Origin of the sequence: Egibacter rhizosphaerae, assembly GCF_004322855.1 — a bacterium.
Taxonomy (GTDB): Bacteria; Actinomycetota; Nitriliruptoria; order Euzebyales; family Egibacteraceae; genus Egibacter; species Egibacter rhizosphaerae.
Window position 1 is genome coordinate 4,061,941 of sequence record NZ_CP036402.1, and the last position, 25,846, is coordinate 4,087,786.

At 73.0% G+C, this 25,846-nt stretch carries 22 protein-coding genes, 1 pseudogene and 1 riboswitch; of the genes and pseudogenes, 13 read left to right on the forward strand and 10 right to left on the reverse strand.

All coding sequences use genetic code 11. The features are described from left to right. The 5 genes from ER308_RS18630 to ER308_RS18650 all read left to right on the forward strand — a co-directional run bounded on the left by ER308_RS18630 (position 1) and on the right by ER308_RS18650 (position 7,239). Positions 1-1,962, forward strand: coding sequence for a vWA domain-containing protein (locus ER308_RS18630; RefSeq protein ID WP_131156376.1), 1,962 nt, complete (start codon positions 1-3; stop codon positions 1,960-1,962). A gap of 232 nt (positions 1,963-2,194) precedes the next feature. Next, positions 2,195-2,980: a BON domain-containing protein gene (locus ER308_RS18635; RefSeq protein ID WP_165492248.1), complete on the forward strand. Its 786-nt coding sequence runs from the start codon at positions 2,195-2,197 to the stop codon at positions 2,978-2,980. Positions 2,981-3,042: 62 nt separating this feature from the next. Beyond that, positions 3,043-5,499 carry an AAA family ATPase gene (locus tag ER308_RS18640; RefSeq protein ID WP_131156378.1) on the forward strand — a complete coding sequence of 819 codons (2,457 nt, stop codon included), beginning with the start codon at positions 3,043-3,045 and terminating at the stop codon, positions 5,497-5,499. A gap of 40 nt (positions 5,500-5,539) precedes the next feature. Beyond that, complete coding sequence (locus ER308_RS18645; RefSeq protein WP_131153334.1) at positions 5,540-6,646, forward strand: IS630 family transposase; 1,107 nt, start codon at positions 5,540-5,542, stop codon at positions 6,644-6,646. Between the two features lie 155 nt (positions 6,647-6,801). Further along, the gene (locus tag ER308_RS18650) at positions 6,802-7,239 is read left to right on the forward strand and encodes a hypothetical protein (RefSeq protein WP_131156379.1); all 438 of its coding nucleotides are present in this window, start codon (positions 6,802-6,804) and stop codon (positions 7,237-7,239) included. Between the two features lie 28 nt (positions 7,240-7,267). Here ER308_RS18650 and ER308_RS18655 read toward each other — a convergent pair whose 3' ends face one another. The 7 genes from ER308_RS18655 to ER308_RS18685 form a co-directional block, all read right to left on the reverse strand. Then, positions 7,268-8,566: a hypothetical protein gene (locus ER308_RS18655; protein WP_131156380.1), complete on the reverse strand. Its 1,299-nt coding sequence runs from the start codon at positions 8,564-8,566 to the stop codon at positions 7,268-7,270. Between the two features lie 42 nt (positions 8,567-8,608). Next, positions 8,609-9,871, reverse strand: a complete 1,263-nt coding sequence (locus ER308_RS18660) for a hypothetical protein (RefSeq protein ID WP_131156381.1) — start codon at positions 9,869-9,871, stop codon at positions 8,609-8,611. A 23-nt stretch (positions 9,872-9,894) separates the two neighbouring features. Next, a complete protein-coding gene (locus ER308_RS18665; protein ID WP_131156382.1) occupies positions 9,895-10,881 on the reverse strand; it encodes an L-threonylcarbamoyladenylate synthase in 987 nt (328 codons plus the stop codon). A 163-nt stretch (positions 10,882-11,044) separates the two neighbouring features. Next, complete coding sequence (locus tag ER308_RS18670) at positions 11,045-12,868, reverse strand: acyl-CoA dehydrogenase (protein ID WP_131156383.1); 1,824 nt, start codon at positions 12,866-12,868, stop codon at positions 11,045-11,047. Positions 12,869-13,035: 167 nt separating this feature from the next. Further along, positions 13,036-14,166, reverse strand: coding sequence for an ABC transporter ATP-binding protein (locus ER308_RS18675; protein ID WP_205745729.1), 1,131 nt, complete (start codon positions 14,164-14,166; stop codon positions 13,036-13,038). After that, the gene (locus ER308_RS18680; RefSeq protein ID WP_205745730.1) at positions 14,166-15,377 is read right to left on the reverse strand and encodes a FecCD family ABC transporter permease; all 1,212 of its coding nucleotides are present in this window, start codon (positions 15,375-15,377) and stop codon (positions 14,166-14,168) included. The genes ER308_RS18675 and ER308_RS18680 overlap by 1 nt, the downstream gene beginning before the upstream one ends. 2 nt (positions 15,378-15,379) lie before the next feature. Then, positions 15,380-16,735 carry an ABC transporter substrate-binding protein gene (locus tag ER308_RS18685; protein WP_131156384.1) on the reverse strand — a complete coding sequence of 452 codons (1,356 nt, stop codon included), beginning with the start codon at positions 16,733-16,735 and terminating at the stop codon, positions 15,380-15,382. A 28-nt stretch (positions 16,736-16,763) separates the two neighbouring features. Beyond that, positions 16,764-16,937, reverse strand: a riboswitch (cobalamin riboswitch). An 89-nt stretch (positions 16,938-17,026) separates the two neighbouring features. Between ER308_RS18685 and ER308_RS18690 the strand changes: the two genes are divergently transcribed. The 4 genes and pseudogenes from ER308_RS18690 to infA form a co-directional block, all read left to right on the forward strand. Continuing rightward, entirely contained in the window at positions 17,027-17,782 is a 756-nt protein-coding gene (locus tag ER308_RS18690; protein WP_131156385.1) for an adenosylcobinamide-GDP ribazoletransferase, read from the forward strand. After that, entirely contained in the window at positions 17,779-18,396 is a 618-nt protein-coding gene (locus tag ER308_RS18695; protein WP_131156386.1) for a histidine phosphatase family protein, read from the forward strand. Before ER308_RS18690 ends, ER308_RS18695 begins: the two co-directional genes overlap by 4 nt. Before the next feature lie 31 nt (positions 18,397-18,427). Then, positions 18,428-19,804: a nicotinate-nucleotide--dimethylbenzimidazole phosphoribosyltransferase gene (cobT, locus tag ER308_RS18700; RefSeq protein WP_205745731.1), complete on the forward strand. Its 1,377-nt coding sequence runs from the start codon at positions 18,428-18,430 to the stop codon at positions 19,802-19,804. 282 nt (positions 19,805-20,086) lie between these two features. Then, positions 20,087-20,299 (forward strand): annotated as a pseudogene (gene infA / locus ER308_RS22625) (translation initiation factor IF-1); the annotation flags it as partial. 487 nt (positions 20,300-20,786) lie between these two features. Here infA and ER308_RS18715 read toward each other — a convergent pair. Both ER308_RS18715 and ER308_RS18720 read right to left on the reverse strand, forming a co-directional pair. Next, entirely contained in the window at positions 20,787-20,981 is a 195-nt protein-coding gene (locus ER308_RS18715; RefSeq protein ID WP_131156389.1) for a hypothetical protein, read from the reverse strand. A 113-nt stretch (positions 20,982-21,094) separates the two neighbouring features. Beyond that, positions 21,095-21,874, reverse strand: coding sequence for a hypothetical protein (locus ER308_RS18720; protein ID WP_131156390.1), 780 nt, complete (start codon positions 21,872-21,874; stop codon positions 21,095-21,097). A gap of 290 nt (positions 21,875-22,164) precedes the next feature. Between ER308_RS18720 and ER308_RS18725 the strand changes: the two genes are divergently transcribed. Next, a complete protein-coding gene (locus tag ER308_RS18725; RefSeq protein ID WP_131156391.1) occupies positions 22,165-22,767 on the forward strand; it encodes a hypothetical protein in 603 nt (200 codons plus the stop codon). A gap of 9 nt (positions 22,768-22,776) precedes the next feature. On the opposite strand, the gene ER308_RS18730 is transcribed toward ER308_RS18725, so the two are convergent. After that, complete coding sequence (locus ER308_RS18730) at positions 22,777-23,775, reverse strand: NAD(P)H-quinone oxidoreductase (RefSeq protein ID WP_131156392.1); 999 nt, start codon at positions 23,773-23,775, stop codon at positions 22,777-22,779. A 163-nt stretch (positions 23,776-23,938) separates the two neighbouring features. Here ER308_RS18730 and ER308_RS18735 point away from each other — a divergent pair, with 163 nt between their 5' ends. The 3 genes from ER308_RS18735 (at position 23,939) to ER308_RS18745 (ending at position 25,794) form a co-directional block, all read left to right on the forward strand. After that, positions 23,939-24,310, forward strand: coding sequence for a S1 RNA-binding domain-containing protein (locus ER308_RS18735; protein ID WP_131156393.1), 372 nt, complete (start codon positions 23,939-23,941; stop codon positions 24,308-24,310). 176 nt (positions 24,311-24,486) lie between these two features. Beyond that, complete coding sequence (locus tag ER308_RS18740; protein WP_165492249.1) at positions 24,487-24,945, forward strand: response regulator transcription factor; 459 nt, start codon at positions 24,487-24,489, stop codon at positions 24,943-24,945. A 60-nt stretch (positions 24,946-25,005) separates the two neighbouring features. Then, positions 25,006-25,794: a helix-turn-helix transcriptional regulator gene (locus ER308_RS18745; protein ID WP_165492250.1), complete on the forward strand. Its 789-nt coding sequence runs from the start codon at positions 25,006-25,008 to the stop codon at positions 25,792-25,794. The last annotated feature ends 52 nt before the right edge of the window (positions 25,795-25,846 follow it).

The window sequence follows — 25,846 nt, forward strand, 5'->3', positions numbered from 1 at the left end:
ATGCGGATCCGGTACGGACGGTGGACCGGCACCCAGGACCCGCTCGGCCAAGGGGTGACCGCGGACGAGGTGCTCGCCGAGGTCGGCGACGAGCTGCTCGAGGGCGCCGATCCCGCCGAGGCTCTCCGCCAGCTGCAGCGGCGTGGCCTCTCCCAGCGCGGCCGCGGCCTCGACGAGCTGCGCCGCCGGGTCGAACAGGCCCGGCGCCGCGAGGCGCAGCGGATGGGCCTCGCGGGGCCGATGCGCGAGGCCGAGGAGGCGCTGGGTGAGATCGTGGACCGGGAGTCCACGGCGGTGGCCTTCAGCGCGGAGGAGGAGCGCGCGGCCGTCCAGCGCGCACACCTCGACGCGCTGCCCGACGACGTCGCCGGCCGGATCAGCCACCTCGAGGAGCACGACTGGCAGGACGCGCAGGCCGAGCAGGACTTCCGCGACCTCGTCGACGGGCTGCGCCAGGACGTCGCCGAGGCCACCTTCGGCCAGCTCGCGAGCGCCCTCGGGCAGATGGGCCCGGAGGACGTCGCGCGCATGCGGGATCTGCTCGCCGATCTCAACGCCATGATCGCGAAGCGCGAGCGCGGGGAGGACATCGACGAGGACTTCGCGGCGTTCAAGGAGCGCTACGGCGACGTCCTGCCGGGGGACCCCGAGACGCTCGACGAACTCCTCGCGGACCTCGCCCAGCGCATGGCGGCGATGCGCTCGCTGATGGCAGGGATGTCGGACGAGCAGCGCCAGCAGCTGGCGGAGATGAGCGAGGAGCTGCTCGGCGACGAGGACCTGGCGTTCCAGGCGAACGAGCTCCAGCGGGCGCTGCAGTCGCAGTTCCCCGGTCTGGACTGGGACGTGGGACCGCCCGGGACGATGCCGGTCGGACCGGAGACGGGCTCGCTCGCGCGGCACGTCGACTGGGTGGAGCACCTCAAGGAGTTGGAGGACCTCGCGAGCCAGCTCGGCCAGCGCTACCCGGGCGCGGACCTCGAGGACATCGACGAGGAGTTGCTACGTCGTGTGGTGGGGGAGGAGGCCGTCGCCGACGTCCAGGCTCTCCGCGAGATCGAGCGGGTCCTCGAGGAGTCCGGGGCCGCGGAGCGCCATCGCGGCAGCCTCGAGCTCACTCCGCGCGGGGTCAGGCTCCTCGGCGAGCGCAGCCTCGAGCGGATCTTCTCGCGGACCGTCGAGGGGGAGGTCGGCAGCCACCGTGCGCCCTCCGCGGGCGGCGACGGTGAGCCCACGGGGACGACCCGCCAGCTCCGGTTCGGCGATCCGTTCCGCCTCGACGTGACCGAGACGGTCAAGAACGCCGTGCTCCGGCGCGCCGGCGAGGGGGTCGCACCCCACGAGGGCGTGCGGCTGCACCCGGACGACTTCGCGTTCGCCGAGGCCGAGCGGCGGGTGCGCGCGGTCACCGTGCTGCTGCTCGACATGTCGTTCTCGATGCCGTTGCGCGGCAACTGGCTGCCGGCCAAGCGGGTGGCCGTCGCGCTGCAGTCCCTCATCGAGGGCCGCTACCCCGAGGACCGCTTCTTCGTCGTCGGGTTCAGCGACTATGCCCGGCGGCTCGAGGCCCGCGATCTGCTCGTGTCCGGCTGGGAGCGCGTCTACGGGACGAACATGCAGCACGCGTTCATGATCGCGCGCCGCCTGCTCGGGCGGCACGCCGGGAGCGAGTGCCAGGTCATCATGATCACCGACGGGGAGCCCACCGCCCACCTCGAGGGTGGCCAAGCGTTCTTCGCCTGGCCGCCGGAGCGTGAGACCCTGAGGCGGACGCTCGAGGAGGGGACGCGGCTCGCGCGCACCGGCGCGACGATGAACGTGTTCCTGCTGGACCACGACCTCGGCGCGGCCCAGTTCGTCGAGCACCTCGTGACGACGATCGGGGGGCGGATCTTCTATCCGGACCTCGAGGACCTCGGGCGGATGGTGGTGCGGGACTTCCTTCGCCACCGCCACGCGTGAACCGGCGCCGACGGGGGATGCCTGGGAGGGGACCGCCGCGCGTCTCGTGGCCTGACGGCTCGGCGAGGACGAACCGGCTAGGGTGCGCACCCCGTTTCCCGACCTCGGGCGGCGGGAAGATGGAGAGACGCCGTCGGCCCGTTCCGACAAGGGACGACCGTTCCGCGTCGGCGAGGCCATTGGAGGAGCCATGGGTAAGGCGAAACGGCGTAGGAAGGCAGCGGAGAAGAAGGTGGCCAAGCTCCGCTCCCAAGCCAAGGACCTTCGCAACGAGGCCCGCAAGATCGCCAAGGAGGCGGATCTCGACGAACGCGCCTCGGAGTTGACGGATGCTGCGCAGGACCTCGCCGAGCGGGTCCGCGACTCCGACACGCTGGCGAGGGCGTCGGGGAAGGGCGCCGAGTTGGCAGGCGTGGCCGCCGAGAAGGGGGGCGAGTTGGCCAGCCGGGCGAAGGACCGCTTCGAGGAGTCCGGTCTCGACGAGCGCGCTCAGGAACTGGCGGAGCAGATCCGCAAGTCCGACCAGTACAAGCACGCCCGGGAGACCGCGGGCGAGGCCAGCGACAAGGCCCTGAGCAAGGTCGGGGACTGGCTCAGCCACAGCCCGGCCGCCGACAAGCTCGGCGTCGAGCCGAAGAAGAAGCGTCGCTCCCGGGTCCTCGTCGCCGTGCTCGGGGCCCTGGTGGGCTTCATCGGCGGACTCGCCGTCGGTGCGCGCAAGAGCGAGACGGTCGAGGAGGTCGGGCGACTCGCCGGTCGCGTGGGTCAGGACACCCCCGACATCGGCGCCCCGGCGGCGCAGAAGGACATCGAGGACGAGGTTCGCACCCGCCTCGGTGAGGACCCTCGAACGGCCGAGCTGCCGAAGTTGAACGTCAACGTCGCCGAGGGAACGGTCTTCGTCCGCGGGAGCGTGCCCGACGGCACCGACCACGAGGTGGTCCGCGCGGTCATCTCCACCGTGCCGGGCGTCGAGGACATCGACCTGCAGCTCACCTCGGTGGGGGCGTCGAACTAGCCGTCCCCACCAGCCGCCCGGCCGGGTCCGCGTGCCGCGCGGACGCTGGCAGACTTCCTGCCGTGTCCGCACACGCTGCCTCCGCCGCGACCGCCTCGGCCAGCACCGCGTCCGAGGGCCCTTCGGCGCCCTCCGACGAGACGCTGGTCGGGGAGGTCGCGGCACTCGTGTATTCGGACCCCTCGTCGGGCTTCGGGGTGGTCGAGCTGGTCCCCGAGGGCGGCGAGGACGGAGAAGACGGTCGCACCGACCCGAGCGGGGATCGTGCCCCGCGTGCCGTCGGCCCCCTCGCGGGCCTGACCGAGGGACAGCCGGTCCGGCTCGTCGGCCGGTGGACGACCCACGAGCGCTACGGACCGACGTTCGAGGCGGCCTACTACGAGCTGGAGACACCCCGCAGCCTCGAAGGCCTGATCGCGTTCCTGAGTAGCGATCGCTTCCCCGGGATCGGCGACGTGCTCGCCCACCGGATCGTCGACGCGTTCGGGTTGGAGCTGCCGGAGGTGCTGCGTGATCGACCGGCCGATCTCGCACGGCTCACCGGGGTCTCGGACGACCTCGCGCGGCGCACTGCCGAGGCGTGGCAGGCCGCCGGCGCCTTGGCCGAGCTCGTGCAGCGCCTCGGCGCCGCAGGGGCCTCGTCGGCGATCGCCCGCGCCGCCCACCGGATCCTCGGCGACGAGGCGCTCACGACCCTGTCGAGGGACCCCTACGAGCTCCTGCGGGTACCTGGCGCGCGCTGGGCGCACGCCGAGGCCCTCGCGCGCGAGCAGGGGCTCGCGTCCGACGACCCCCGCCGGCTGCGCGCCGCGGCGGCGGCCGCCCACGCGGCGCTGCGGGATCGTGATGGCCACGTCGCGTTGCCGACATCGGTCCTGCGCGACGAGACCGCGCGCTTGCTCGCAACGGACGCCGGCGGCGCGCGTGCCGCGCTCGAGCAGGCCCGGGCGGATGCGCGCCTCACGGTCGAGGACGAGTCACGGATCGTCGCGGACCCCGACGACCCGGTGCGCTGGTACCTGCCGGCCGCGCTGCGGAGCGAGCGGGGCCTCGCTCGGGATCTCCGGCGCCTCGCGGGAGCCCGCTCCCGCGTGGCGGACGCCACGGCCCGCACGAGCGTGGACGCCGAGCATCGCCTCGCCGGGGAGCAGGCCGCGGCGGTCCGGGCGGCTCTGACTCGCCCCGTGACGGTGCTGACGGGCGGCCCGGGCACCGGCAAGACACGCACGGTGGTCGAGGTGGTGGCCGCGTGCGAGGCCTCCGACCTGCGCGTGGCGCTCTGCGCGCCGACCGGGCGGGCGGCCAAGCACCTCGAGGAGGTCACCGGCCGGCCCGCGTCGACGGTGCACCGCCTGCTCGAGGCGCAACCGTCGGGTGGGGGCACGTTCCGCTTCGGGTTCGGCCGCGACCGCCGCCTGCCCCACGACCTCGTCGTCGCCGACGAGGTGTCCATGGCCGACCTGGGGCTCTGCGCGGCGCTCGCTGCTGCCGTCGAGGACGGCGCGCACCTCCTCCTCGTCGGTGACGCCGACCAACTCCCGCCAGTCGGTCCGGGCGCGGTGCTGCGGGACCTGCTCGCGGTCGCCCGCGACGCGACGGACGAGGACGCCCTCGTGGCACCCGCGGACGAGGATGCGCGCGCGGCGCCCGGGGGCGAGGACGCCCTCGTGGCACCCGCGGACGAGGCGGGTGGGCAACGCGCCGGGGAGGGGCGCGCGGAGTTCAGCGGGGACGCCGTCGTGCCGGTCGTGGCCTCCCGCCTGCAGACCGTGCACCGTCAGGCCGCCGCTTCGAGGATCGTGACCCTGGCCCACGAGGTGAACGCAGGGGAGGCGCCAACGCCGGCCGGACGCGACGCGGACGTCTTCGCCGTCGTCGAGCGTCGCGACGCGATCGCGGGGCGGGTGGCGGCCATCGTCGCCGAGCGCGCGCCCGCGTTCTTCGACTGCGCGCCGTCGGACGTGCAGGTGCTCGCCCCGATGTACCGGGGACCCGCCGGGGTCGATGCGCTGAACCAGGCACTGCGCGAGCGCCTCAACCCCCCGAGAGGACGCCCGGCCGTCGCCGGTTTCCGGGAGGGCGACCGGGTCGTGCAGACCCGCAACGACCCCGAGCTGGGGGTCGCGAACGGCGACGTGGGGGAGGTCGCGGCACTCGACCCGAAGCAGCGCACCCTCGAGGTCGCCTTCCCGCAGGGCACCGTCGACTACGCCGCCGACGACGCCGCGGACCTGCGCCCGGCCTGGTGCCTCACGGTCCACAAGGCCCAGGGCGGGGAGTGGCCGGTCGTCGTCCTCGTCCTCGACCGTGGGCACCACGTGATGCTGGCCCGCGAACTCGCCTACACCGCGATCACCCGAGCCCGCGAGGGCCTGCTCCTGGTCGGGGACCCCTCCCTCCTGCCGCGAGCGGCGCGCCGGCGAGGCGCCGGCCTGGCCGAGCGCATGACCCTGCTCGCCGAGCGGCTGCGAACGCCCACGGCGGAGGCGCCGCCCGCCGACACCGCCGAGGAACCCTAGTGGTCTGTCGCACAAATAGCAAGGTGGGTTAGGATGTGGCATGCCTGTCGCTACCGCGCCCGCGTTGTCCATGTCCGACGAGCAGCGTGGCGAGCTTGAGGTGATAGCTCGCTCGTCGTCGTTGCCGCACCGCAAGGTGGTGCAGGCCAGGGCGCTGCTGCTGGCTGGCGATGGGGTGGCCAACGAGGAGATCGCGCGGCGGTGTGAGACGACCTCGGACACGGTGCGCCGGTGGCGGGCTCGGTTCGGCGAGTCCGGGGTCGCCGGGGTGGGGGTGATCGCGGCGGGCCGGGGCCGCAAGCCCCAGGTGCCGGCCGCCACGGTCGAGGCGATCGTGGCTGACACGTTGCATGCGCGGCCGCCGGACGGGTCGACGCACTGGACGACCCGGTCGATGGCGGCCCGTCATGGGGTCAGCAAGGACCTGGTCGCGCGTATCTGGAAAGCGCGCAACCTCAAGCCCTGGCAAGTGGCGACGTTCAAGCTGTCCAACGATCCCGACTTCGAGGCCAAGCTGGTCGACATCGTCGGGCTCTACTTGGATCCCCCCGAGCACGCGGTGGTGCTGTGCGTGGACGAGAAGACCCAGACCCAGGCGCTGGACCGCACCCAGCCGTCGCTGCCGATCAAGCCCGGCCGGGCAGGAACGATGACCCACGACTACAAGCGGCACGGCACCACCGACCTGTTCGCCGCGTTGAATGCCGCCACCGGCCAGGTGCTGACCGAGTGCCGGCGCAGCCACACCCACACTGACTTCCTGGCGTTCCTGCGACGCATCGACCGCGAGGTGCCCGCTGACCTCGACGTGCACCTGGTCCTGGACAACCTCTCGGTGCACAAGCACGCCGAAGTCAACAAGTGGCTGGCCAACCACCCCCGCTTCCACGCTCATTTCACCCCCACCTCGGCGTCGTGGCTCAACCTCGTCGAGCGCTGGTTCCGCGAACTGACCGACAAGCGCCTCCGCCGAGGGGTGTTCACCAGCGTCCGCGAACTCACCGACGCGATCGCGACCTGGGTCAACCACTGGAACCACGACCCCAAGCCCTTCGTGTGGCACAAGACCGCCGAAGAGATCATCGCCAAAGTCCGCCGAGGACGAGCCGCCCTCGACCACCACACCAAATCATCGACAGACCACTAGACCCTGGGCCTCCCGCGGCTGGCCTCCTCGAGTCCGGTGCGTGTGGAGGGCGTGCTCGTCGGATGCCCGGTTCCGGGTCGCCTTCCCGGGTCCGCGTGGCCTCCCCGGTGCTCGCGCTCCGCCGATCCATACTGGGGGGAGGAGGTGGTGGTCCGATGACGAGGACGAGAGTGTCGTTCGAGGCCAGGCCCCTTCCGGAACCGGCAGCCGCGGTGCTCCGCGAGCGGTTGGAAGCCGCGCACCAGGACCGCCCCTTGTCGACGTTCGACGTGCGCCACACGGCTCGACGAGTGGCACGGATCGCGGAGGACATCGGATTCCGACCGACGATCTACCGGGGTGGCTTGGACCTGCGGGGGATCGAGGTCGACCACGTCTGGCTCGACATCGACGGCCATGTGGTCGACGCGGCCTTCCCCCTCTTTTTGGACCGTTTCGTTCTCACCCTGCGTGATTGGGTGGCCGGGGACGCGAGCGACGACGACCTCGTCGCGGCCGCGGAGGGCGCGGGGGTCGGTGACCGCGTGCTCGGTGAGTTCCCGACCCGCGTGCGCTACCTCGGCTCGCCCATCTGGTCCGCACGGCGCCGCTGACCACCTCGCGGCGAACCCGACGGCGACGTCACTCGCCGGACGACCCGATGGTGAGCGCGGCGTCGGGGAGGCCCTCGGTCGTGAGGTGCACCGCCTCGTCCCGGTGGGGCCTGGCCGCGAGGAACCCGTCCTCGACGGCGTGCAGCACCCACTCCCCTTCGGGGGTCCACGCGTGGCCCGGCTCGGGTGACGGGACGGGGAAGGCGAAGACCTCCTCGCCGTCGTCGAGGTCCCGGATGCTCAGGGCCGAGGTGCCATCGTCCGTGGACACCAGGAAGGCGGCATGGGCGAGGCCGGGCGCGACCGTGCGTCCGGCGTTCAGCCACGCGCCGAGGTAGGCGTCCGGGGGCGAGGGGATCGACGCGACCGTCTGGCCGTCGACGGTCTCCAGCACGAAGGCGCACGACAGGCTCGCGTCGCAGCGCGCCATGCCGACGTGGCCGTCGACCACATCGAGGACGGTGCCCGTACCGAGTTCGACGCCGTTGCCGCCGATCGGCTCGTGCAGCACCGGGCCACCCCGGGTGTTCATGGCGAGGTGCTCGTCCACCGCGCCGACCATCTCCGTGTTGGCGGTCAGCTCCTGCTGGTGCCGCAACTCGCCGTCGTGCGGATCCACTGCGGACAGCATGGGCTGCGAACCCAAACCGGGCATGCACGGGGCCATCCACACCGGGTCGGCCGAGCCGGGCAAGGGGCACCCCTCGACCCCCAGGGGCACGGCGGTCTCGAGATCCGAGGGGATGTACGCCGCTTCGCCCTGCGGGGCGCCGACGACGACACCGTCGGCCAGCGCCTGCAGCTGCAGTGGGGGGCCCGACCCCTGTTGGTTCACGTCGAGTTCGGCGAGCTCGACGGTCCGCTTCATGCCGGTGTCGAGGTCCGTCGCGAGCAGCTGGCGCCCGTCCGTCTGGTACAGCACCGCTCCCGTGTCCTCCGGCAGGGTCCCGACCTGGTCGAGGGCCTCCCCCTGGCCGTCCTCCACTGTCCCGTAGTCGAGCGTCCCATCGTCCGCGTCGCCGCCGCCGGCGTCGTCGCCGTCATCCCCGTCCATGGGGTCCTCGTCGAGCTCCCCGTCATCGGGGCCCGCCTCCTCGGGACCCTGCGCCTCGTCGGGCTCCTCGGGATCGAGCTCCCGGGCCGTGCCCTCGTCGGGCTCCTCCTCGGCCTCCACCTCGAGGGCCTCGTCCCGAGGTTCCTCCTCGGGGCCGAACGCGTCCCGCGGTCCGGCCAGCGCGACCGCCCCGCCGATCACGATGGCGGCGGCGACCGCGCCGAGTGCCGGGCCGAGCCGTCGCCGTGCGGGTGTGGGCTCCTCCCATGACATGGCGTCTCCGACCGTACCAAGCCGCGTGCCGCGGCCCGGTCGTCAGGGCTCGGGGCCGATGGCCATCCCCTGGATCGGCGCGTCGTCGAGGCCGAGATCGAGCACGACCCGTTGCCCGGTGGCCACCTCGGTGATCGTGAGCTCGCGGGCGTCGTGCGTGGCGACCCACGTGCCGTCGGCGGTCCAGTCCAGCCCTGCGCCGCTCATTCGGGGCAGCTCGGCGGTCGTCTCGCCCGTGTCCGTGGCGCGGATCGACCCGCCCGTGCGACCCTCCGGGTCGGCGTGGGGCAGCGCGAGGTGCTCACCGGTCGGGGAGATCGCTCGGGTGGTGGAGTGCACGACGGCGTCGGTCCCCACCTCGAACGCCTCCGCGACCCCCCCTTCGCCATCGGCGAGGAGGACCGTGCAGTCGAACGTGGCGCGGCAGTCGAGGAGGGCGAGGTGCCCCCCGCCGACGCCCAGGAAGCGCCCGGACGGCAGTTCACGGGCCTCGTCGTCATGGGGATCGAGGAGCATGACGGCGCCGTGGACGTCGATCACGAGGTGGCCCGAGACGACCGCGTGGACGGCGACCTGCCCGGGCAGGCGCACCCGGTCGGCCACGCCCCGGCCCCCGGGATCGAGGCTCACGGCCTCCGGCACGCCGTCACGGTGACGCGACAGCCAGACCCGGTCGTCGTCCGAGGGGATCGGTCGTCCTTCGCCCCCGAGCTCGGTGCTCCCGTCGAGTCCGTGGTCGACGAGCACGGCCTCCTGGCGTTGGGCGCCGACGACGACGCCGCGCTCGTGGGCCAGTAGCGACACCGGCCCCGTGGTGCCCGGCGGGATGGCGACCTCCTCGCGCGAGGCCTCGCGTGCCTCACCGTTCGCGAGGTCCAGTGCCACCAGCCGCTCGCGATCGATCGCGTACAGCACGCCGTCGACCTCGCCGATGCCCGTGATCGCGTCCACCCCCCGCGTCTGGGAAGGCAGCGACTCGTCGTCACGGTCGCCGCGGTGGTCGCCAGCCACTTCGTCATCGGGCTCGTCGGGGGGCGGCACGCCGGCCTCGGTCTCGGCTGCTCCGGCCGCTCCGTCATCGGCCGTGTCGCCTTCGGGGTCGTCCTCGCGCGCCCCGGAATCGGCGCGGTCCTCGGGATCGTCCGCGTCGGGGTCGGGTCCGGAGTCGGTCGCGCGCTCGACCGCGAGGTCCTCGTCGCCGGGGTCGACGGCTCCGATGCCCGCCGCCAGCCCGACGGCGGTCACGAGCAGGGCCAGGCCCGCCAGCACGGGACCGCGCCGCCGACGTGGCTCCTCCCAGGACATGGTCCATCCGAAGGTACCGCAGCTCAGCCTTCGGCGGCGCGGGCGATCCGATCAGCGACGGCGCGACCCAGACCCTCCTCGGGGACCCGCGGCAGGAGCACGACGTCGACCGCTGCCTCCTCCGCGGCCCGCAGCGCGCCGTAGAGGCGGTGCGCCAGCGTGGCGAGGTCGGCGTACTCGCCCGCCCTGACCGTTCCGGGCGGGAGCCGCTCACCCTCGCGCGCGACCGCGCCGACACGTTGGCCGCCCGCCATGCGCACGGCAGCCGCGGTCGGCACGTCGTCGACGACCGCCACCTCGCACGCGGGCGCGTAGTGGCGGTACCGCGTGCCGGGGGAGGCCGCCGACTCCTCGGTGGTCGGGTCGGGGGCCGCCGCATCGAGATCCTCACGCGTGACCGCGCCCTCGCGCAGGACACGGGGCTCCGACCCCCGCGCGTCCACCACCGTGGACTCGAGACCCACCGCGCAGGGGCCGCCGTCGACGATGGCGTCGATCGTCGGGCCCAGATCGCGCACGACGTGCGGCGCGCTGGTGGGGCTCGGCCGTCCCGAGCGGTTGGCGCTCGGCGCCGCCACCGGGACGCCCGCGCTCGCGATCAGCGCCCGCGCGACGGGATGCGCCGGCACCCGGACACCGACGGTGGGCAGCTGTCCGGTGGTGATCGCCGGGACGGAGGGGTGCGCGTCCAGGACCAGCGTCAACGGCCCGGGCCACCAACGTGCGACGAGGTCCGCGGCCAATGGCGGGACTTCGCGCACGATCGTCGGAAGGTCCGTGGGGTCGGCGAGATGGACGATCAGGGGGTTGTCGGCGGGCCGCCCCTTGGCCCGGAAGATCCCCGCGACGGCCGCGGGGTCCAGCGCGTTGGCGCCGAGCCCGTAGACCGTCTCGGTCGGGAACGCCACCAGGCCGCCGTCGCGCAGCCGCGCGGCGGGCTCGGCGAGCGCGGCGGGGTCGGGTCGCACGTGGTCGACCCGTACGACCGTGGCTTCGGGGAGGGTGGTCATCGCCTCGAGTCTACGACGCGTGCGCCCCACGCACGCTCCTGACCCACATGGGCGGCCCGATGTGCAATGGCGCGCACGATCCCGCCCAGACGCGGGGGGCCTGCGACCGTTCGGGCGGCTTGATGCGCAATAGCGCGCACGATCCCGCCCCAGACGCTGGGAGCTACAGGGCCTCGTCGGCGAGATCCATCACGTCGAGGTCGGCGTGGGCGGCGACCTCGCGGCGTGCGGCGAGCTGCGGCAGCACCTCCCGGACGAACCAGCGAGCGCTCGACACCTTGCCCTCGTAGAACGCGCGGTCGCGATCGTCCGCCTGCCCGGACTCGAGCGCGGCGAGGGCGGTCTCGGCGTGGCGCAGGTGCAGCCACCCGATCACGAGCTCGGCCAGGGAGAAGAGGAAGGGCGTGGTGGTGAGCCCGACCAGGTAGACGCCGCGTCCCGATTCGTGCCCGAGGAAGCCGACCATCGTGCCGAGGGTCTGCTGGACGTCCTCGAGCGCGGAGACCAGCCGCGCGCGTTCGGCCTCGAGTGCACCGTTGCCCGCGTCGCCCTTGGCGAACTCCTGGATCTCGGTCAACAGCGCGGTCAGCGTCTGCCCCTGGTCTTTGCCGATCTTGCGGAAGAACAGGTCCTGACCCTGGATGCCGGTGGTGCCCTCGTAGAGGGTGTCGATCTTCGCATCGCGGATGTACTGCTCGACCGGGTAGTCCCGGATGTATCCCGAGCCGCCGAGCACCTGCAGCGACTGGCTGAGCAGCTCGTAGCTCTTCTCGGAGCCGTAGCCCTTGAGCAGCGGCAGCAGCAGGTCGTTGCGCTTGACGGCGGCCGTGTGAGCCTCGCTGCCCGTGTCGCCCGCCTGCTCGAGGCGATCGATCTCGTCCTGGATCGAGGCGGTGTAGAGCACCAGGGCCCGTAGCCCCTCGGCGTGGGACTTCTGCTGCATGAGCATCCGTCGCACGTCCGGGTGGCGGATGATCTCCACGCGCGGGGCGGTCTTGTCCGCGGCCTGGGTGAGGTCCGCGCCCTGGACCCGCTGGCGCGCGTAGTCGAGCGCGTTCAGGTAACCGGTGGACAGGGTCTCGATGGCCTTCGTGCCGACCATCATCCGCGCGTACTCGACCACCTCGAACATCTGGCGGATGCCGTCGTGCACGTCGCCCACGAGCACGCCGCGGGCTCCGTCGAACGTGAGCTCGCACGTGGCGGACGCCTTGAGGCCCATCTTGTCCTCGAGCCCGGTGGCCACGACCGGGTTGCGCTCGCCGAGGTTGCCGTCCTCGTTCAGCCAGTACTTGGGGACGAGGAACAGCGACAATCCCTTCGTGCCGGGCCCGTGGCCCTCGGGGCGCGCGAGCACGAGGTGCATGATGTTCTCGGGCCAGTCGAAGTCGCCGTTGGTGATGAAGCGCTTCACGCCGGTGATCGACCAGGTCCCGTCGCCGTTGTCGACGGCCTTCGTGCGGCCCGCGCCGACGTCGCTGCCGGCATCGGGCTCGGTCATCACCATCGTCCCGCCCCACTGGCGCTCGACCCAGGGGCGCACCCAGCGCTCGCGCTGCTCGTCGGTGCAGATCCGGTCGGTGATCGACGCGAAGAACGGGCCGGACGCGTACATGAACACCGCGGGGTTCGCGCCCAGCAGCATCGACTGCGAGGCCCACGAGAGGCTCTTGGGTGCGCCGAAACCGCCCAGGTGCTCGGGCAGGGTGAGGCCCTCCCAGCCGCCGGCGAAGTACGCGTCGAGGCCGCGGTTGATCCCGTCGGGGACCGTGACCTCGCCCTCCGACAGCTGGAGGGGGGTCCGGTCACCCTCGGTGAAGCTCGCGGCGAACTCGGTGCGGGCCAGGCGCTCGACCTCGTCGAGGATCGCGTGCGCGGTGTTGGTGTCCATCTGGGCGTACGGGCCCTCGCCGTAATGGCGCTGGGTCCCGAGCACCTCGAAGAGGTTGAACCGGATGTCGCGGAGGTTGCTGCGGTAATGGCTCATCACGGACTCCTGCTGGTGACCCCGACACCGGGCGCACCGAGGCGCCGCCCCAATGTTACTCCACGGTAAGTCTACTGCATGGTAACTCTACCGCTCGGTAACTTGTTCCCCCGTCGGCTGCCGTGGTGGCGCCTGACCTCCTGCCGTCACGGGTGGCGGCGGGTCCCTCAGCCCCCGTGACCGGCCCGCGCGGCGACCTCGGGCAACCGGTGGCGCAGGGTCTCGGCGAGGCCCCCCAGACGTTCCCCGCTCGCGACGGTCTCGCCATCCACCCGCAGGGCCCACCCCCCGGCGTCGACGTCCACCCGGACGTTGGCGTCGTCGTCGATGGTCGCGCCGGACCGCTCCACCGCGCGGGCGGCCCACGTGAAGGCGGGCCCCGTACCGCGGATGGCCACGGGGAGCAGTGTCGGGCTCTCGGTGACGAACGCGCCGCGCGCGTCATCGAAACGCACACCGGCGGCGTCCTGTCCGAGGAACGCTCTCGCGATCGAGCCTTGCAGGGCGAGGTCCTCGGGTGCCCCGACCTCGAGGGTGCCGGGGACGCCGGGCCGCTCGGAGGGTGCGAGCAACCAGACGTCGTCGGCGGTCCGCAGGGCGAGGTCGAGGTCGTGGCTGGTGATCAGGACCGCGAGCCCGCACTCGCGGGCGAGGTGGCCGAGCAGGTCGGCGAGTTCCGCCCGGCGTGGGAGGTCGACGAAGGCGGTGGGCTCGTCGAGGGCCAGGACTCGCGGCTGCTGGGCCAGGGCACGAGCGATGAGCACGCGCTGGCGCTCCCCGTCGGACAGCTCGCTGACGGGACGGTGCGCCAAGGGCTCGGCGCCGGTTGACGCCAGTGCCCAGCGGACCGCTGTCCGGTCCTGCGTCCGCAGTCGCCCGCTCCACCCGGTGTGCGGATGTCGCCCGAGCGCGACGAGATCGCCCGCTCGCAGCAGGCCGGCATCGACACCCCCGGTGAGGACCACCCCGAGCCGTCGTGCGCGCTCGGCGGGATCGAGGCCCCGGACGTCGTCGCCGCCCAGTCGCACCGTGCCCGCGAGCGGCGCGAGCGTCCCGGTGAGGGTGCGCAGCAGCGTGGTCTTGCCGCTGCCGTTCGGGCCCAGCAGGCAGGCGAGCCGTCCAGGTCGCAGGCCGAGGTCCAGGTCCGACAGCAGCGTGTGCGCACGCCTGCGCTCGGCGTAGCCGACCGCGAGACCGTGGGCCTCCAGCGCGGGCACCGCCGTCCCGACCCCGCCGCCGGCCCCGGGGTCCACGTCGTCGGTCGTGCGGCCGGCGGGGACCGGCACTCGCGCCCCCATCACGCCGCCACCGCCCGGCTCGAGCGCCGCAGCCGCAGCAGCACCGCCACCACGACCGGGGCCCCGACGAGGCTCGTGACCGCGTTCAGCGGCAGCGTGGCCTCACGGCCCGGCAGCTGCGCGACCAGTCCGGCCGCGAGCGCGATCGCCGCTCCCACCAGCACGGTCGCGGGCGCGAGCACGCGGTGATCGCTGGTGCGCAGGAGCCCGCGCGCGAGATGCGGGGCGGCGATGCCGATGAAGGCGATCGGGCCGCAGTACGCCGTGACCGCGCCCGCCAGGACGCTCGCGGCGATCACGAGCTGGCGTCGTGCGCGGACCACGCGCACGCCCATGGTCGCGGCGTACGCGTCGCCGAGGAGCAGCGCGTTGAGCGGCTTCACCGCGAACGCCGCCAGACCCAGACCGACCACGACCGCCGGGGCGAGGACCGCGAGCTCGCTCCACGTGGTCCCGGCGAACGAGCCGAAGCCCCACGCGATGTAGGCCTGGACGCGCTCGAACCGGCCGAACCCCCCGTGGACGAGCACGCTCACGATCGCGGTGGTCGCGTACCCGACCATGAGGCCGATGATCAGCACGGTCGCCGGGCTCGCGACCCGCCGGGATGCGGCCAGCACGAGCAGGGTGACCGCCGCGGCGCCGACGGCCGCCGCCCCGACCACGCCCAGGTTCGCGGAGACCGACAGGCCGGCGACGAGCGCCGTGCCGCTCGTGCCGACCAGCAGGACGACGAGCGCGACCCCGAGGCTCGCTCCCGCGCTGATGCCGAGGATGAACGGGTCGGCGAGCGGATTGCGGAACAGGGTCTGCATGATGAGCCCACCGACCCCCAGCGCGGCACCCGCCAGGAGGGCCGTGAGCAGTCGCGGGCCGCGGACCTGCTCGACGATCGTGGTCGCCGAGCCGAGGTCGGCGCCGCCCAGGATGGCCACTACGTCGGGCAGCGGGATCGCGACCGAGCCGAGGGCCAGGGTGGCGGCCGCCAGCCCGACGACGATGCCCACCAGCGTGACGAGGCCGAGGGTGACGCGGGGCCGGCCCGGCGGTCCCGCGGCCTCGGGCACCGGCCCGGTTCGACGTTCCCCGGGGGCCGGCGCGTCCACGGGGCCGCTCGCGGGCGGGTTCGCGCTCGCGGGTGGGTTCGCGCTCGCGGGTGGCTTCTCCGGGGCGGTCGGAGTCCCGTCGCGCCCTCCGGTCCGGGGAGCCACGACTACTCCTCGACCCGCCCGAAGAAGACCGGCTCGTGGTCGAACTCGTCGGGGTGGAAGATCGCCGCGAGGTCGGCGAGGAACTCGTCGGCGTAGAGGTAGGCGCCCTCGAAGCGGGCGTTGCCGCCGGTGGGGGTCGCCTGGGCGTCGGCGGCCCAGACCTCTCCCTCCTGGAAGGCGCGGATCTCCGCGAAGCGCTCGTCCACCGCGAGGAGGTCGTCGAGGGTGCCGTCGACCGATCCGGCCTGGATCCACACGTGGGCGTCTCCGCCCTCGTCGAGCACGGTCTCGATGTCGAACTCGAGGGAGCCGGTGGAGTCGTCGTCGGCGAAGGCGTACTCACCCCCGGCATCGCTGATGCCGTTCGCGAGGAACGATTCGCCGCCGGCCGCGAACCACGTCCCCTCGAAGGGCTCGTCGGCGAGCACGAGGGGCCGATCGTCGAGGTCCGCCGCGTGGTCGCGCACCTCCTCGTAGCCGGCCGCCACCTCGTCGAACACGGCTTCCGCCTCGGCCTCCCGATTGAGCAGCATCCCGGTGACCTTCACCCACTCGGCGCGCCCGAGCAGGGTCGTCTCGTCGAAGTCGCCGTTCAGCAGCGCGGGCACGCCGGCCTCGGTCAGGCGCTGGACCTGTTCGAGTGCGTCCTCGCCGAAGGCGTCGAGGATCAGCAGGTCGGGACCCAGGTCAATGACGCGCTCCAGGTCGGGGCCGCCCTCCGCGGTGCCGTAACCTTCCAGCTCGCCGTCCTCGATCCGGTCGCGCACGCTCGGCGTGGCCACGAAGTCGGGCTCGCCGACCCCGGCGAGCCGGTCGACGGCGTCGAGCGCGTCGAAGTGCGGGAGGTTCGTCGTGGTGAGGGTGACGGCGGACTCGACCGGGACCTCGATCACGTGCACGTCGTCGTCGAGCTCGGGGGTCTCGAGGCCGCACTGCACGAGCGCGAACCGTTCCGGCTGGTCCGCCAGCGGGGTGGCGATCTCGAGCAGCTTGTGGGTGTCCTCGTAGGTCGCCTCGACGTGGTCCGCGTGCCGGAAGTCCGCCTCGTCGACGAAGACCCCACCGTCGGGCGCCTCGTCGACGCACTCGGCCGGATTGCCGGCAGCCGCGTCGTCCTCGGCCTCGTCAGCCCCCTCGCCGGCCTCACCCGGCTCCTCGGCCTCACCCGCGTCGTCCGGCTCGTCCGGCTCGTCCGGCTCGTCCGCGTCGTCCGACTCGTCCGGGTCGTCGGGCGCCTGCTCGGCTGTCGACTCGTCGTCAGCTTCGGTGGCGGTGTCGTCGTCACCCGCCTCGCAGGCCGCGAGGGCGAGCAGCAGCGCAGACAGCAGGAACAGGGGCGGGCGAGCGGAGGGAACCATCTGGATCGTGCCTTCCTTGCCTCGAGGAATCCGGATCGGCGCCGCAGCCGGTCTCCTGGCTCGCGGGTCATCGCTCGCGGACGCCGCCTTCCCAGACCGAAGGGTCCAGTGGCGCGCTGGCGTCGCGCTGCCCGCTCACAGTGGCGAGGACCGCGCCGGTTTCTCACCGGACTTCCCGTGCACTGCGGCAGCCACCGACCCTACTGGGCCCACCGGATCTCGACAAGCGAGGCCGCGTAGCATGCTGCGCGCCGCGGTCGGCTCGCGACCCCGGTGGTCGAAGGAGGTGCGATGCACGAGACCGTCCGCCTGACCGCGGTCGCGTTCCAGTTCCTGACACGGTTGCCGGTGCCGGCGGTGCCCGTCGGGCCGGGGGACCTGCGTCGGGCGATGGGAGCGTTCCCGCTCGTCGGCGTCGCGGTCGCCGCGATCGGGGTGGCGGTGCGCATGGGTGGCGAGACCGTGTGGGGACCGTTCGTCGGCACCGTGCTCGGGATGCTGGCGATGGTCCTTGCCACCGGTGCCTTCCACGAGGACGGTCTGGCCGACACCGCCGACGGGCTGTGGGGCGGATGGACGCCGGAGCAGCGTCTCGAGATCATGCGCGACAGCCGTCTGGGCACCTACGGCACGGTCGCCCTGGTCGGGGTCCTGCTCGTGAAGATCGCCCTGCTCGCCGGTCTGGACTGGATGGGTTTCGCGCGAGCGGTGCTCGCCGGTGCGGTGCTCGGGCGGGCGTCGACCCTGGTGGCGGCCGCGTGGCTGCCCGCGGCCGGAGCGAGCAGCGCGGGCGACGTCGCCGGCCGGGCGACGGGTCGGGGGGCGCTGGCGGCCGCGGTGCTCGCGCTGCTCGCCGCGTTCGCCGGCGGTGGTCGGTGGGCACCGGCGCTGCTCGCGGTCGGCGTCGCGGTGACGTGGCTCGGTGGCCGCCTGCTGCGGGCGCGACTCGGGGGGATCACCGGTGACGGCCTCGGGGCGATCAACCTGCTCGTGGATGTCGCGGTGATCGCGGCCGTGGCGGGGCTCGTCGGGGCAGGGCTCGCGTGAGTTCGCGCCTGGTGCTGCTGCGCCACGGGGAGACCGTGGCAACCGCCGCCGACCAACCCTGGTGTGCGGGACGCCGGGCGGATCCACCGCTCAGTGCGCGGGGCCGCCAGCAGGCCGAGGCCGCCCGGCAGCGCCTGCCCGAGCCCGACGTCGTCGCCCGCTCGCCCGCCCGCCGTGCCGCGGAGACCGCCGAGCCGTGGGCGGCCGATGCCCGCGTGCTCGACGGGCTCGCCGAACGGGACTTCGGGATGTGGGAGGGGCGACCGTGGAGCGCGCTGTGGGCGGAGGCTCCCGCGGACGCGACGGCCGACCCGGTCGCCTATGCTGCGTTCGATCCACCCGCCGCGGAGCCCCTCCCGGTGGTCGCCGACCGCGCCTGGGCGGCCGCTCGCCACTTGCGCGATCTCGCCGTGCGCGTGGCGAACGAGCCCGGTGACGCGGGGGCCGGGGGTACCGTGCTGGCCGTCACCCATGCGGGGCCCATCCGGTGCGTCCTCGCGTGTGCGCTCGGGCTCCCGCTGCACCGTGCCTTCGCGTTCGCGCTGCCGCACGGGACCGCTGCCGTGCTGACGTGTCACGCGTCGGCGTGGAACCTGCACGCCCTCGGGGCATGACCCCGACTCCCGGACCGAAGAAGGACCGTTGGTGACCGACCCCCATGCCGCAAGCCCCGTGCCCGATCGTGTCGTCGCGGTCGACGCCGGCCCGCTGGACGGGTCCGATCTGCGCCGCCTCGCGGCCGGACCGATCGTGCTCGGCACCCCGGGGACCCTCGGACTCGTGCGTCACCTCCTCCCGCCCACGGTGCGCACCCGCTCGGTCGACACACCGGAGCAGTTGGCACCGGCACTGTCCGACGAGCCCGACGTGGTCGCGGTCGTGGCGGGGGAGGCGGAGCGCCGCGCGATCGGCCTCACCGACTCCGGCGACCCCATCGACGCGGTGGATCGGGTCGATCCGGCCGATGGCGTCCTGGCGCTGGCCGCGGAGGTCCCACGGGGGGATCCGGCGGCGGGGCGGGCCGCGCACGACCGACACGCGCAGCTGCGCAAGCCGCCGAACAGCCTGGGTGACCTGGAATCGCTCGGGGTCGCGCTCGCCGCGAGCGCCGGGCACAGTCCCCCGCCGATCCCGCTCAGCCCCGTCGTGCTCGTCGCCGCCGCCGATCACGGTGTCCATGCTCGCGGGGTGACGCCGTGGCCCCAGACCATCACCGCGCGCATGCTCGAGACGATCTGCGCCGGGGGCGCCACGGTCAACGCGCTCGCCCGAGGCGTCGGCGCACGGGTCCGGGTGCTGGACGTGGGGGTCGCGACGCCGTACACGGTGCCCGATCGTGCGCCCGTTGCCGTGCGGCGAGCACCGGTGCGGGCGGGGACGCGGGACCTGTCCACCGGTCCGGCCCTGACCGTCGGCGAGGCGGCCTCCGCCATGCGGGCCGGGGCGGCGGAGACACGCGCCGCCCTCGACGCCGGCGCCGATCTCGTGGTCCCGGGGGAGATGGGGATCGCGAACACCACCGCGGCGGCGGCGTTGATCGTGGCCCGGACCGGTGTCCCCGCCGTGGAGGCGACCGGTCACGGTACCGGCATCGACGAGGCGACGTGGCGGGCGAAGGTCGCGCTGGTCGAGACGGCCGCGGCGCGTGCCCCCGCAGAGCCGCTCGCGGCGCTCGCAGAGGTCGGCGGGCTCGAGCACGCCGCGATGGCCGGCGCCGTCCTGGCCGCGGCCGCCCGTCGGGTCCCCGTCGTATTGGACGGGGTCAGCTCGTTGGCCGCCGCGCTGGTGGCCGTCGACCTCGCCCCCGCCTCGCGGGACCATCTCTTCGCCGGCCACCGCCCGCACGAGCCGGGGGCCCGCATCGTGCTCGAGCGTCTCGGCCTCCCCTCCCTCCTCGACCTCGAGCTGCGCCTGGGGGAGGGCACCGGAGGCGTGCTCGCCGTGCCGCTCGTGCAGGCGGCTGCCCGGGTACTCCACGAGGTCGACGAGCTCGGCGAACTCGCCCCCTCGTCCGAGCCGTGACCGGAAGCCGTCGGATCCGTCCTCCATGAAGCGGGCGCGACTGGGTACGATGGCGGTCGAGCGGGCGCACTGCGCCTGCTGTTCGCGTGCCCGCACCGACGCAGGATCGGCGGCGCGTGCGCGTGAAACGGACGCATCAAGCGTCTCCCAGGACACACCGCAACCGAGGACCGAGAGGGGTTGCCACCCACCATGGCGAAGCGACGCAGCGGACGTGCACCGTCGCGCAGGTCGGCCGATCCGGAGACCCGCGCCAAGCGCGAGGCCCGTGTCGGCTCGACGAAGGAGGCCGCGCTCGAGCTCGAGGGCGAGGTCGTCGAGGCGCTGCCCAACACGATGTTCAAGATCGAGCTGGACAACGGCCACGAGGTGCTCGGGCACATCTCGGGCAAGATGCGCAAGCACTACATCAGGATCCTGCCCGGCGACCGGGTCACCGTGGAGCTGTCGCCCTACGACCTCACCCGCGGGCGCATCACCTACCGCTACAAGTAGCCGACGGCGCTTCGGCGCGGCCGTGACCAGCGATAGCGCGCATCAGCCGTGCTCCTTGGCCACGCTCGGGCCATATGAGAACGCCGCATCGACCGCCTGCCGAGCCCGGTCCTCGCTCGCGGGCATCAAGTGGGTGTACACCCGCAGGGTGAACCGCGGTCGGTGTGGCCGAGGTAGTCGGCGAGTGCGCGGATGCTCACCCCTGCGTCGAGTAGGACGCTGGCGTAGTGGTATCGGAGCTGGTGCATTCCGGTCTCGCGTGACGGGGTGATCCCGGCACTGCGCCGCCGGCCGCCATGCCCGGTCATTGAACGCGTCCCTGTTGATCGGGCTGCCGGCCTCGTTACGAAGGATGAGCTGGTCACGGTCAGCGGGGTGGACGCATAGGTGCTCGGCGACGCTCTTCGCCACCGATTCCGCTAGCGGCACCGTGCGTGTCCGCCCGCGCTTGGGGAGCGCGATCCCACCCCTTGGGCGCTGTCGGCCGTCAGCGGCCGCCGAGCTGGACGCCCTTCGCGACCAGGCCGACGAGCAACACCGCTCCGGCCGGTACCGCGACGAGCAGCCCCCACGAGAAGCCGGCGCCGACCAGCATCACCCCGATGACCGTGAACCCTGCGCCCCAGTAGATCAGTTCGGCGGGCTTGCTCCATCGCTTCCTCTTGCGCCCCTGGTCGCTCACCGTGGCCTCATTCGAAACACCTTCCGGAGCCTCCCGGCCCGGTGGCCTTGCCGGCCGCCCAGCGGTCTGCTCGTCGGCCGAGCCGTCGCCCCTCCTTCACTGGCGGATCGCTTCTACTCGACCCATTCGGGTACGCGGCCATCGTGCTCCCATATGCCAGCGCTCAAGTCTCGCTCGCCTTCCGCGGTCGCGTCGGCCTCGCGCATCTCAAAACAGACGTGCCCCTGCTGAGAACCGCCGGTCGAGATCGACGAGACGTCGGCGAGATCCGGCCCCGGAGTCACTCCGCAGCCGCCCTCGTTGTATACGACCGCTTCCGGGCCCTCGATCTCGAAGATGAGATCCCACGCGTCGAGAGGTTCGTCGGACTGGTTGGTGACCTCGACGAGGATCAGCACGAACCGGTGGCCGTCCTGCGGCGGGTCGTTGAACTGGTTGGCCTGATCGATCATGGGTTCGGACTCATCTGGCTCGTAGAACTCGAGGACCTCCACCAAGACGTCGGCGTCGTCGCTTGGTCCCGGTCCGTCCTCGTTCGCCTCGTCGTCCTCGGCCTCGTCAGCGTCGTCTTCGGGGAGTTCGGCGAACTCCTCCTCGGCGTCGCTGTAGCCCTCGTTGTAGGCCGTGTCGATCGCTTCCTCGGCCTCCTCCTCGGCATCGCCGTAGCCGTCCTCGTAGCCCTCCTCGTAGCCTTCCTCGAAGGCTTGCTCCGCCGACTCGTCGCCGTTAGTGGCCTCAGCGACTTCCTCATCCTCGTCAGGGGCGCAGGCCGCCCCTGTAAGTAGGAGCAGTCCGCTGGCCAGAATGAGCGTGCACCTCATGATGTCCCCCCCGTTGGTCCCGCCATCGGCGCATGGTCGCAGTTGCGGTGTGACTTGCATAGGCCCCGCCACCCGCTGGCATCTACCGCCGAAACCCCTACATATCGCGGTGGTCCCGCTTTCTGCCTACCCCTTTCGACGGGTAAGAACGAGAAACGTGTAGAACGCGAACCCGCAGGCTACGCGAACTAGCGCGAGCCAACGCGAACCGTCGAGGGTGTGGGGCTACACTCCCGCTACAAGTAGCGGCCAGCGAGCCATCCGCGCTCCTGGTGCGCTCCCCGGCAACGGCCGGGTATGATCGACGTCGTCGCGGGTGCTCGACACCCGCGGCGTGATCTCGGTCGACCGAGGAGGCGCCCGTGGGACGCGATCTCGCCGGTACGAGCGGTTCGCCGGGCGCCGACGCGGCCGAGGCTCCCGAATCGCGCGGCTCGTCCGCGCCGGCCACGGCTCCTGAGGAGCGCGGGGCGTCCCCCGACCCGGTCCGCTACCTGGTGGTGGCGAATCAGACGTTGGGTGGGAAGGCGCTGCTGGACCTCGTCACCGACCGGGCGTCACGTGGTCCGGCCGACTTCTTCGTGCTCGTCCCGGCCACACCGCGGATCGACGACGTGCTGGGCACGGGGGCCATGTACGGGGGAGTGCTGGGTGCCGAGGGGCTGGCGATCCCGCTGGACGTCGAGGACCAGGCGACCAGCCACGAGCGGGCCAGTGAGCGCCTCAGCGCGACGCTGGAGCGGTTCCGCGGCCTCGGTATCGAGGCCGACGGCGAGGTCGGCGACCCCGACCCGCTCGAGGCGATCGGGGCCGTGCTGGCCCGGCGGCCCACCGACGAGCTCATCCTCTCCACGTTGCCCCCGGGCATCAGCCGCTGGCTGAAGCTCGACCTCGTGTGCCGGGCGCGCCGACGCTTCGAGGTGCCCGTCACGCACGTCTACGTCGAGGAGCCGGCTCACGCCTGAGGGGCGCGCTCAGCCGCCCACGACCGGTGTCCCGACCTTCAGCACGATCTTGCCGGTGTGCTCGCCGGCCTCCATGACGCGGTGCGCCTCACTCACCTCGTCGAGTGGTAGCACGCGGTCGATGACCGGGCGCAACGACCCGTCGACGAAGCCGGGTGCCACCTCACGCCGGAACGCGTCCGCGAGGCGCGCTTTGGCCGCGACCGAGCGCGCTCGCAGCGTCGACGCCCGGACGGTCAAGCGCCGGCGCAGGAGCCGGGCGAGGTCGAGGTCGGCGTTGGCCCCGCCCTGCAGACCGATGATCACCAGCCGTCCGTCGTCGGCGAGGGCACGCAGGTTCCGGTCGAGGTACTCGCCGCCCACCATGTCCAGGATCGCGTTCACGCCGATCCCGTCGGTGAGCTCACGAGCTCGCTCGGTGAAGTCCTCACGGGTGTAGTCGATCCCCGTCTCGGCCCCGAGCCGTCGGCACGCCTCGAGCTTGTGGTCGCTGGACGCGGTCACGAGCACGCGGGCGCCGTGGCGCACCGCGAGCTGGATCGCTGCCGTGCCGACCCCGCTCGCGCCACCGTGGACGAGGACGGTCTCCCCGGGAGCCAACTCACCCCGGACGAGGAGGTTGTCCCACGCGGTCGTGAACACCTCGGGCAGCGCCGCGGCCTCGACGAGGCCGAGGCCGGGGGGCACCGGCAGCAGTGTCGAGGCCGGGACCACCGTGCGCTCGGCGTATCCTCCCGACGCGACGACCGCCATCACGTGGTCGCCGACGGCGACGCCACGGACCTCCTCGCCGACCTGTGCGACCACGCCCGCCAGCTCGAGGCCCAGCACGTCGCTCGCGCCCTCGGGCGGAGGGTAGAGACCGCGGCGCTGCATCACGTCCGCGCGGTTCACGGCGGTCGCGGCGACCTCGACCAGGGCGTCGCTCGGACCCGGCACGGGGTCGGGTCGGTGCTCGAGCCGCAGGGCCTCGGGGTCCCCGGCATCGGGGGCGACCACGGCGCGCATCGGCGCTCCTCTCGACCGGGCATCGGGCGGGGGGCCTCGCAGCGCGCACACCCTACCCGGACCCCCCGGCGGAGCCACGCGTGCCTGCCTGCTAGGCTCGCGGGGGCCCAGAAGTGTCAGTGTCCGCGACGGTGGCCCGGAACCCCCGGGCCACGAGGGGAGCATGGTGTCCGTACAGCCTGGATCGATCGTCACCGGTAAGGTCGTCCGCCTGCACGACTACGGCGCGTTCGTGGAGCTCGGTCCCGACGTGACCGGCCTCGTCCACATTTCAGAAGTCCACCGCGACTACGTGGAGAACATCCACGCGTACCTGACCGAGGGCGAGGACGTCCAGGTCAAGGTCCTGCAGATCAAGGACGATGGTCGCATCGACCTCTCCATCAAGCGGGCGGACCCGGATTGGGAGGAAGAGGGCCAGCGGCGGTCGTCGTCGAAGGTCGACAAGGACTTCAACCAGCGCCTGCGCAAGTTCATGCACCAGTCGGACATGATCCAGGGCGAGGTCCGTCGCCGCCGTCGCGCGCGTCAGTGACCGCTCCATTGCGCGTCCTCTTCCTCTCGGCGCGGACTTTTCGTGACCGGTGGGGCCGATAGGCCTCACGTCGGTGGTCTCGCTGCCGACGAGACCGGTGGAGCCGCCGTTGGTGCGCGTTCAGCGCGGAGCGGCGGGCCGCCGGCAGGATCAGGATGATCGAGCGAGGAGCGAGGGTGCGCGTCCTGGTGGTCGATGATGACGTGTCGGTGCGAGCCGCGGTCGCGGTGAGCATCGACGACGCCGAGGTGTGCGAGGCATCCGACGGTGCCACGGCGCTCGCGCGGATGGACGTCGAGCCGGTCGACGTCGTACTGCTCGACGTGCTCATGCCGGACGAGGACGGCTTCTCCGTCCTCGAGCGGATCCGCGCCCGCCGGAGCCCCGGCCCCGCGGTCCTGATGCTGACCGGGTTGGCCGACGAGCTCGATCACCTCGCCGCCTACCGTCTCGGCGCCGACGGGTACCTCACCAAGCCGGTGGACCCCGACGATCTCAACGACGCGGTGGCCCGGGCGTACGGGCGGACACCCGAGGAGCGCGAGGCCGTGCGCCGCGAGGAGATCGCTCGGGCCGAGCTGCTGCGCACCCTCGAGGCGGGGTTCGAGGCGGACTGGCCGACGGCCCCCTCGTAGGCTCCTGCGGTCCGGTCCGGCGCGCTGTCGATTTTCCGAACAGCTGCTATTGTTAATTCCGTGACGGACACGACCGATGGTGCGCTCGTCGACCTGCTCGGGGAGACCCGAGCGCGAGTCGTCGGGCTCGTGCACCGCGGCCCTCGCACGGTGGCCGAGCTGGCCGCCGAGTTGGATCTGTCGGATGTCGCGGTTCGTCGTCACGTCCACGAGCTCGAACAGGACGGGCTCGTGGAGGGTCGCCTGGAGCCCGCGTCAGGACGCGGGCGGCCCGGCACCCGCTACCAGCTGACCGGGCGTGGGGAGCGGCTGTTCCCCGACCGCTCGGCGGCGCTCGCGGGCGATCTGCTCGAGTTCCTCGGCTCCGACGAGGGCCTCGAGGGGTTTCTCGCGTGGCGTCGGGAACGTCAGCGAGCCCGGTACGCCGAGGCGGTACAGTCCCGTGATGTCGAGACCCGGACCCGGGCCCTCGCCGAGCAGCTCACCGCCGACGGGTACGAAGCGCGCGTGGAGCGCACCGCCGACGAGCGTGGCCGCACCGTGCTGCGGTTGACCCAGGAGCACTGCGCGATCAGGCAGCTGGCTGCCTCGTACCCGCAGCTGTGCGGAGCCGAGGAGCAGATGTTCGCCGACCTTCTGGGGGCGCCCCTGGCGCGAACCCAGACCCAGGCCGGTGGCGCTGGTCGCTGTGTGTGCGAGATCCCGCTCGACGAACCCGCAGCCGACGACCCGACCCGGAACGACCCTGACGACCCGCACGAGCGGCACGACCCGGAGGAACCGAACGACCGGGTCACGGCAGGGGTCGAGACCGACCGACGCGACGTGGGCTCGAGAGCCCGCTTCTGACCGACGCGGGCTCGAAGTCCGCACGACGAGGACGAGCGCGGGCGGCCGCGAA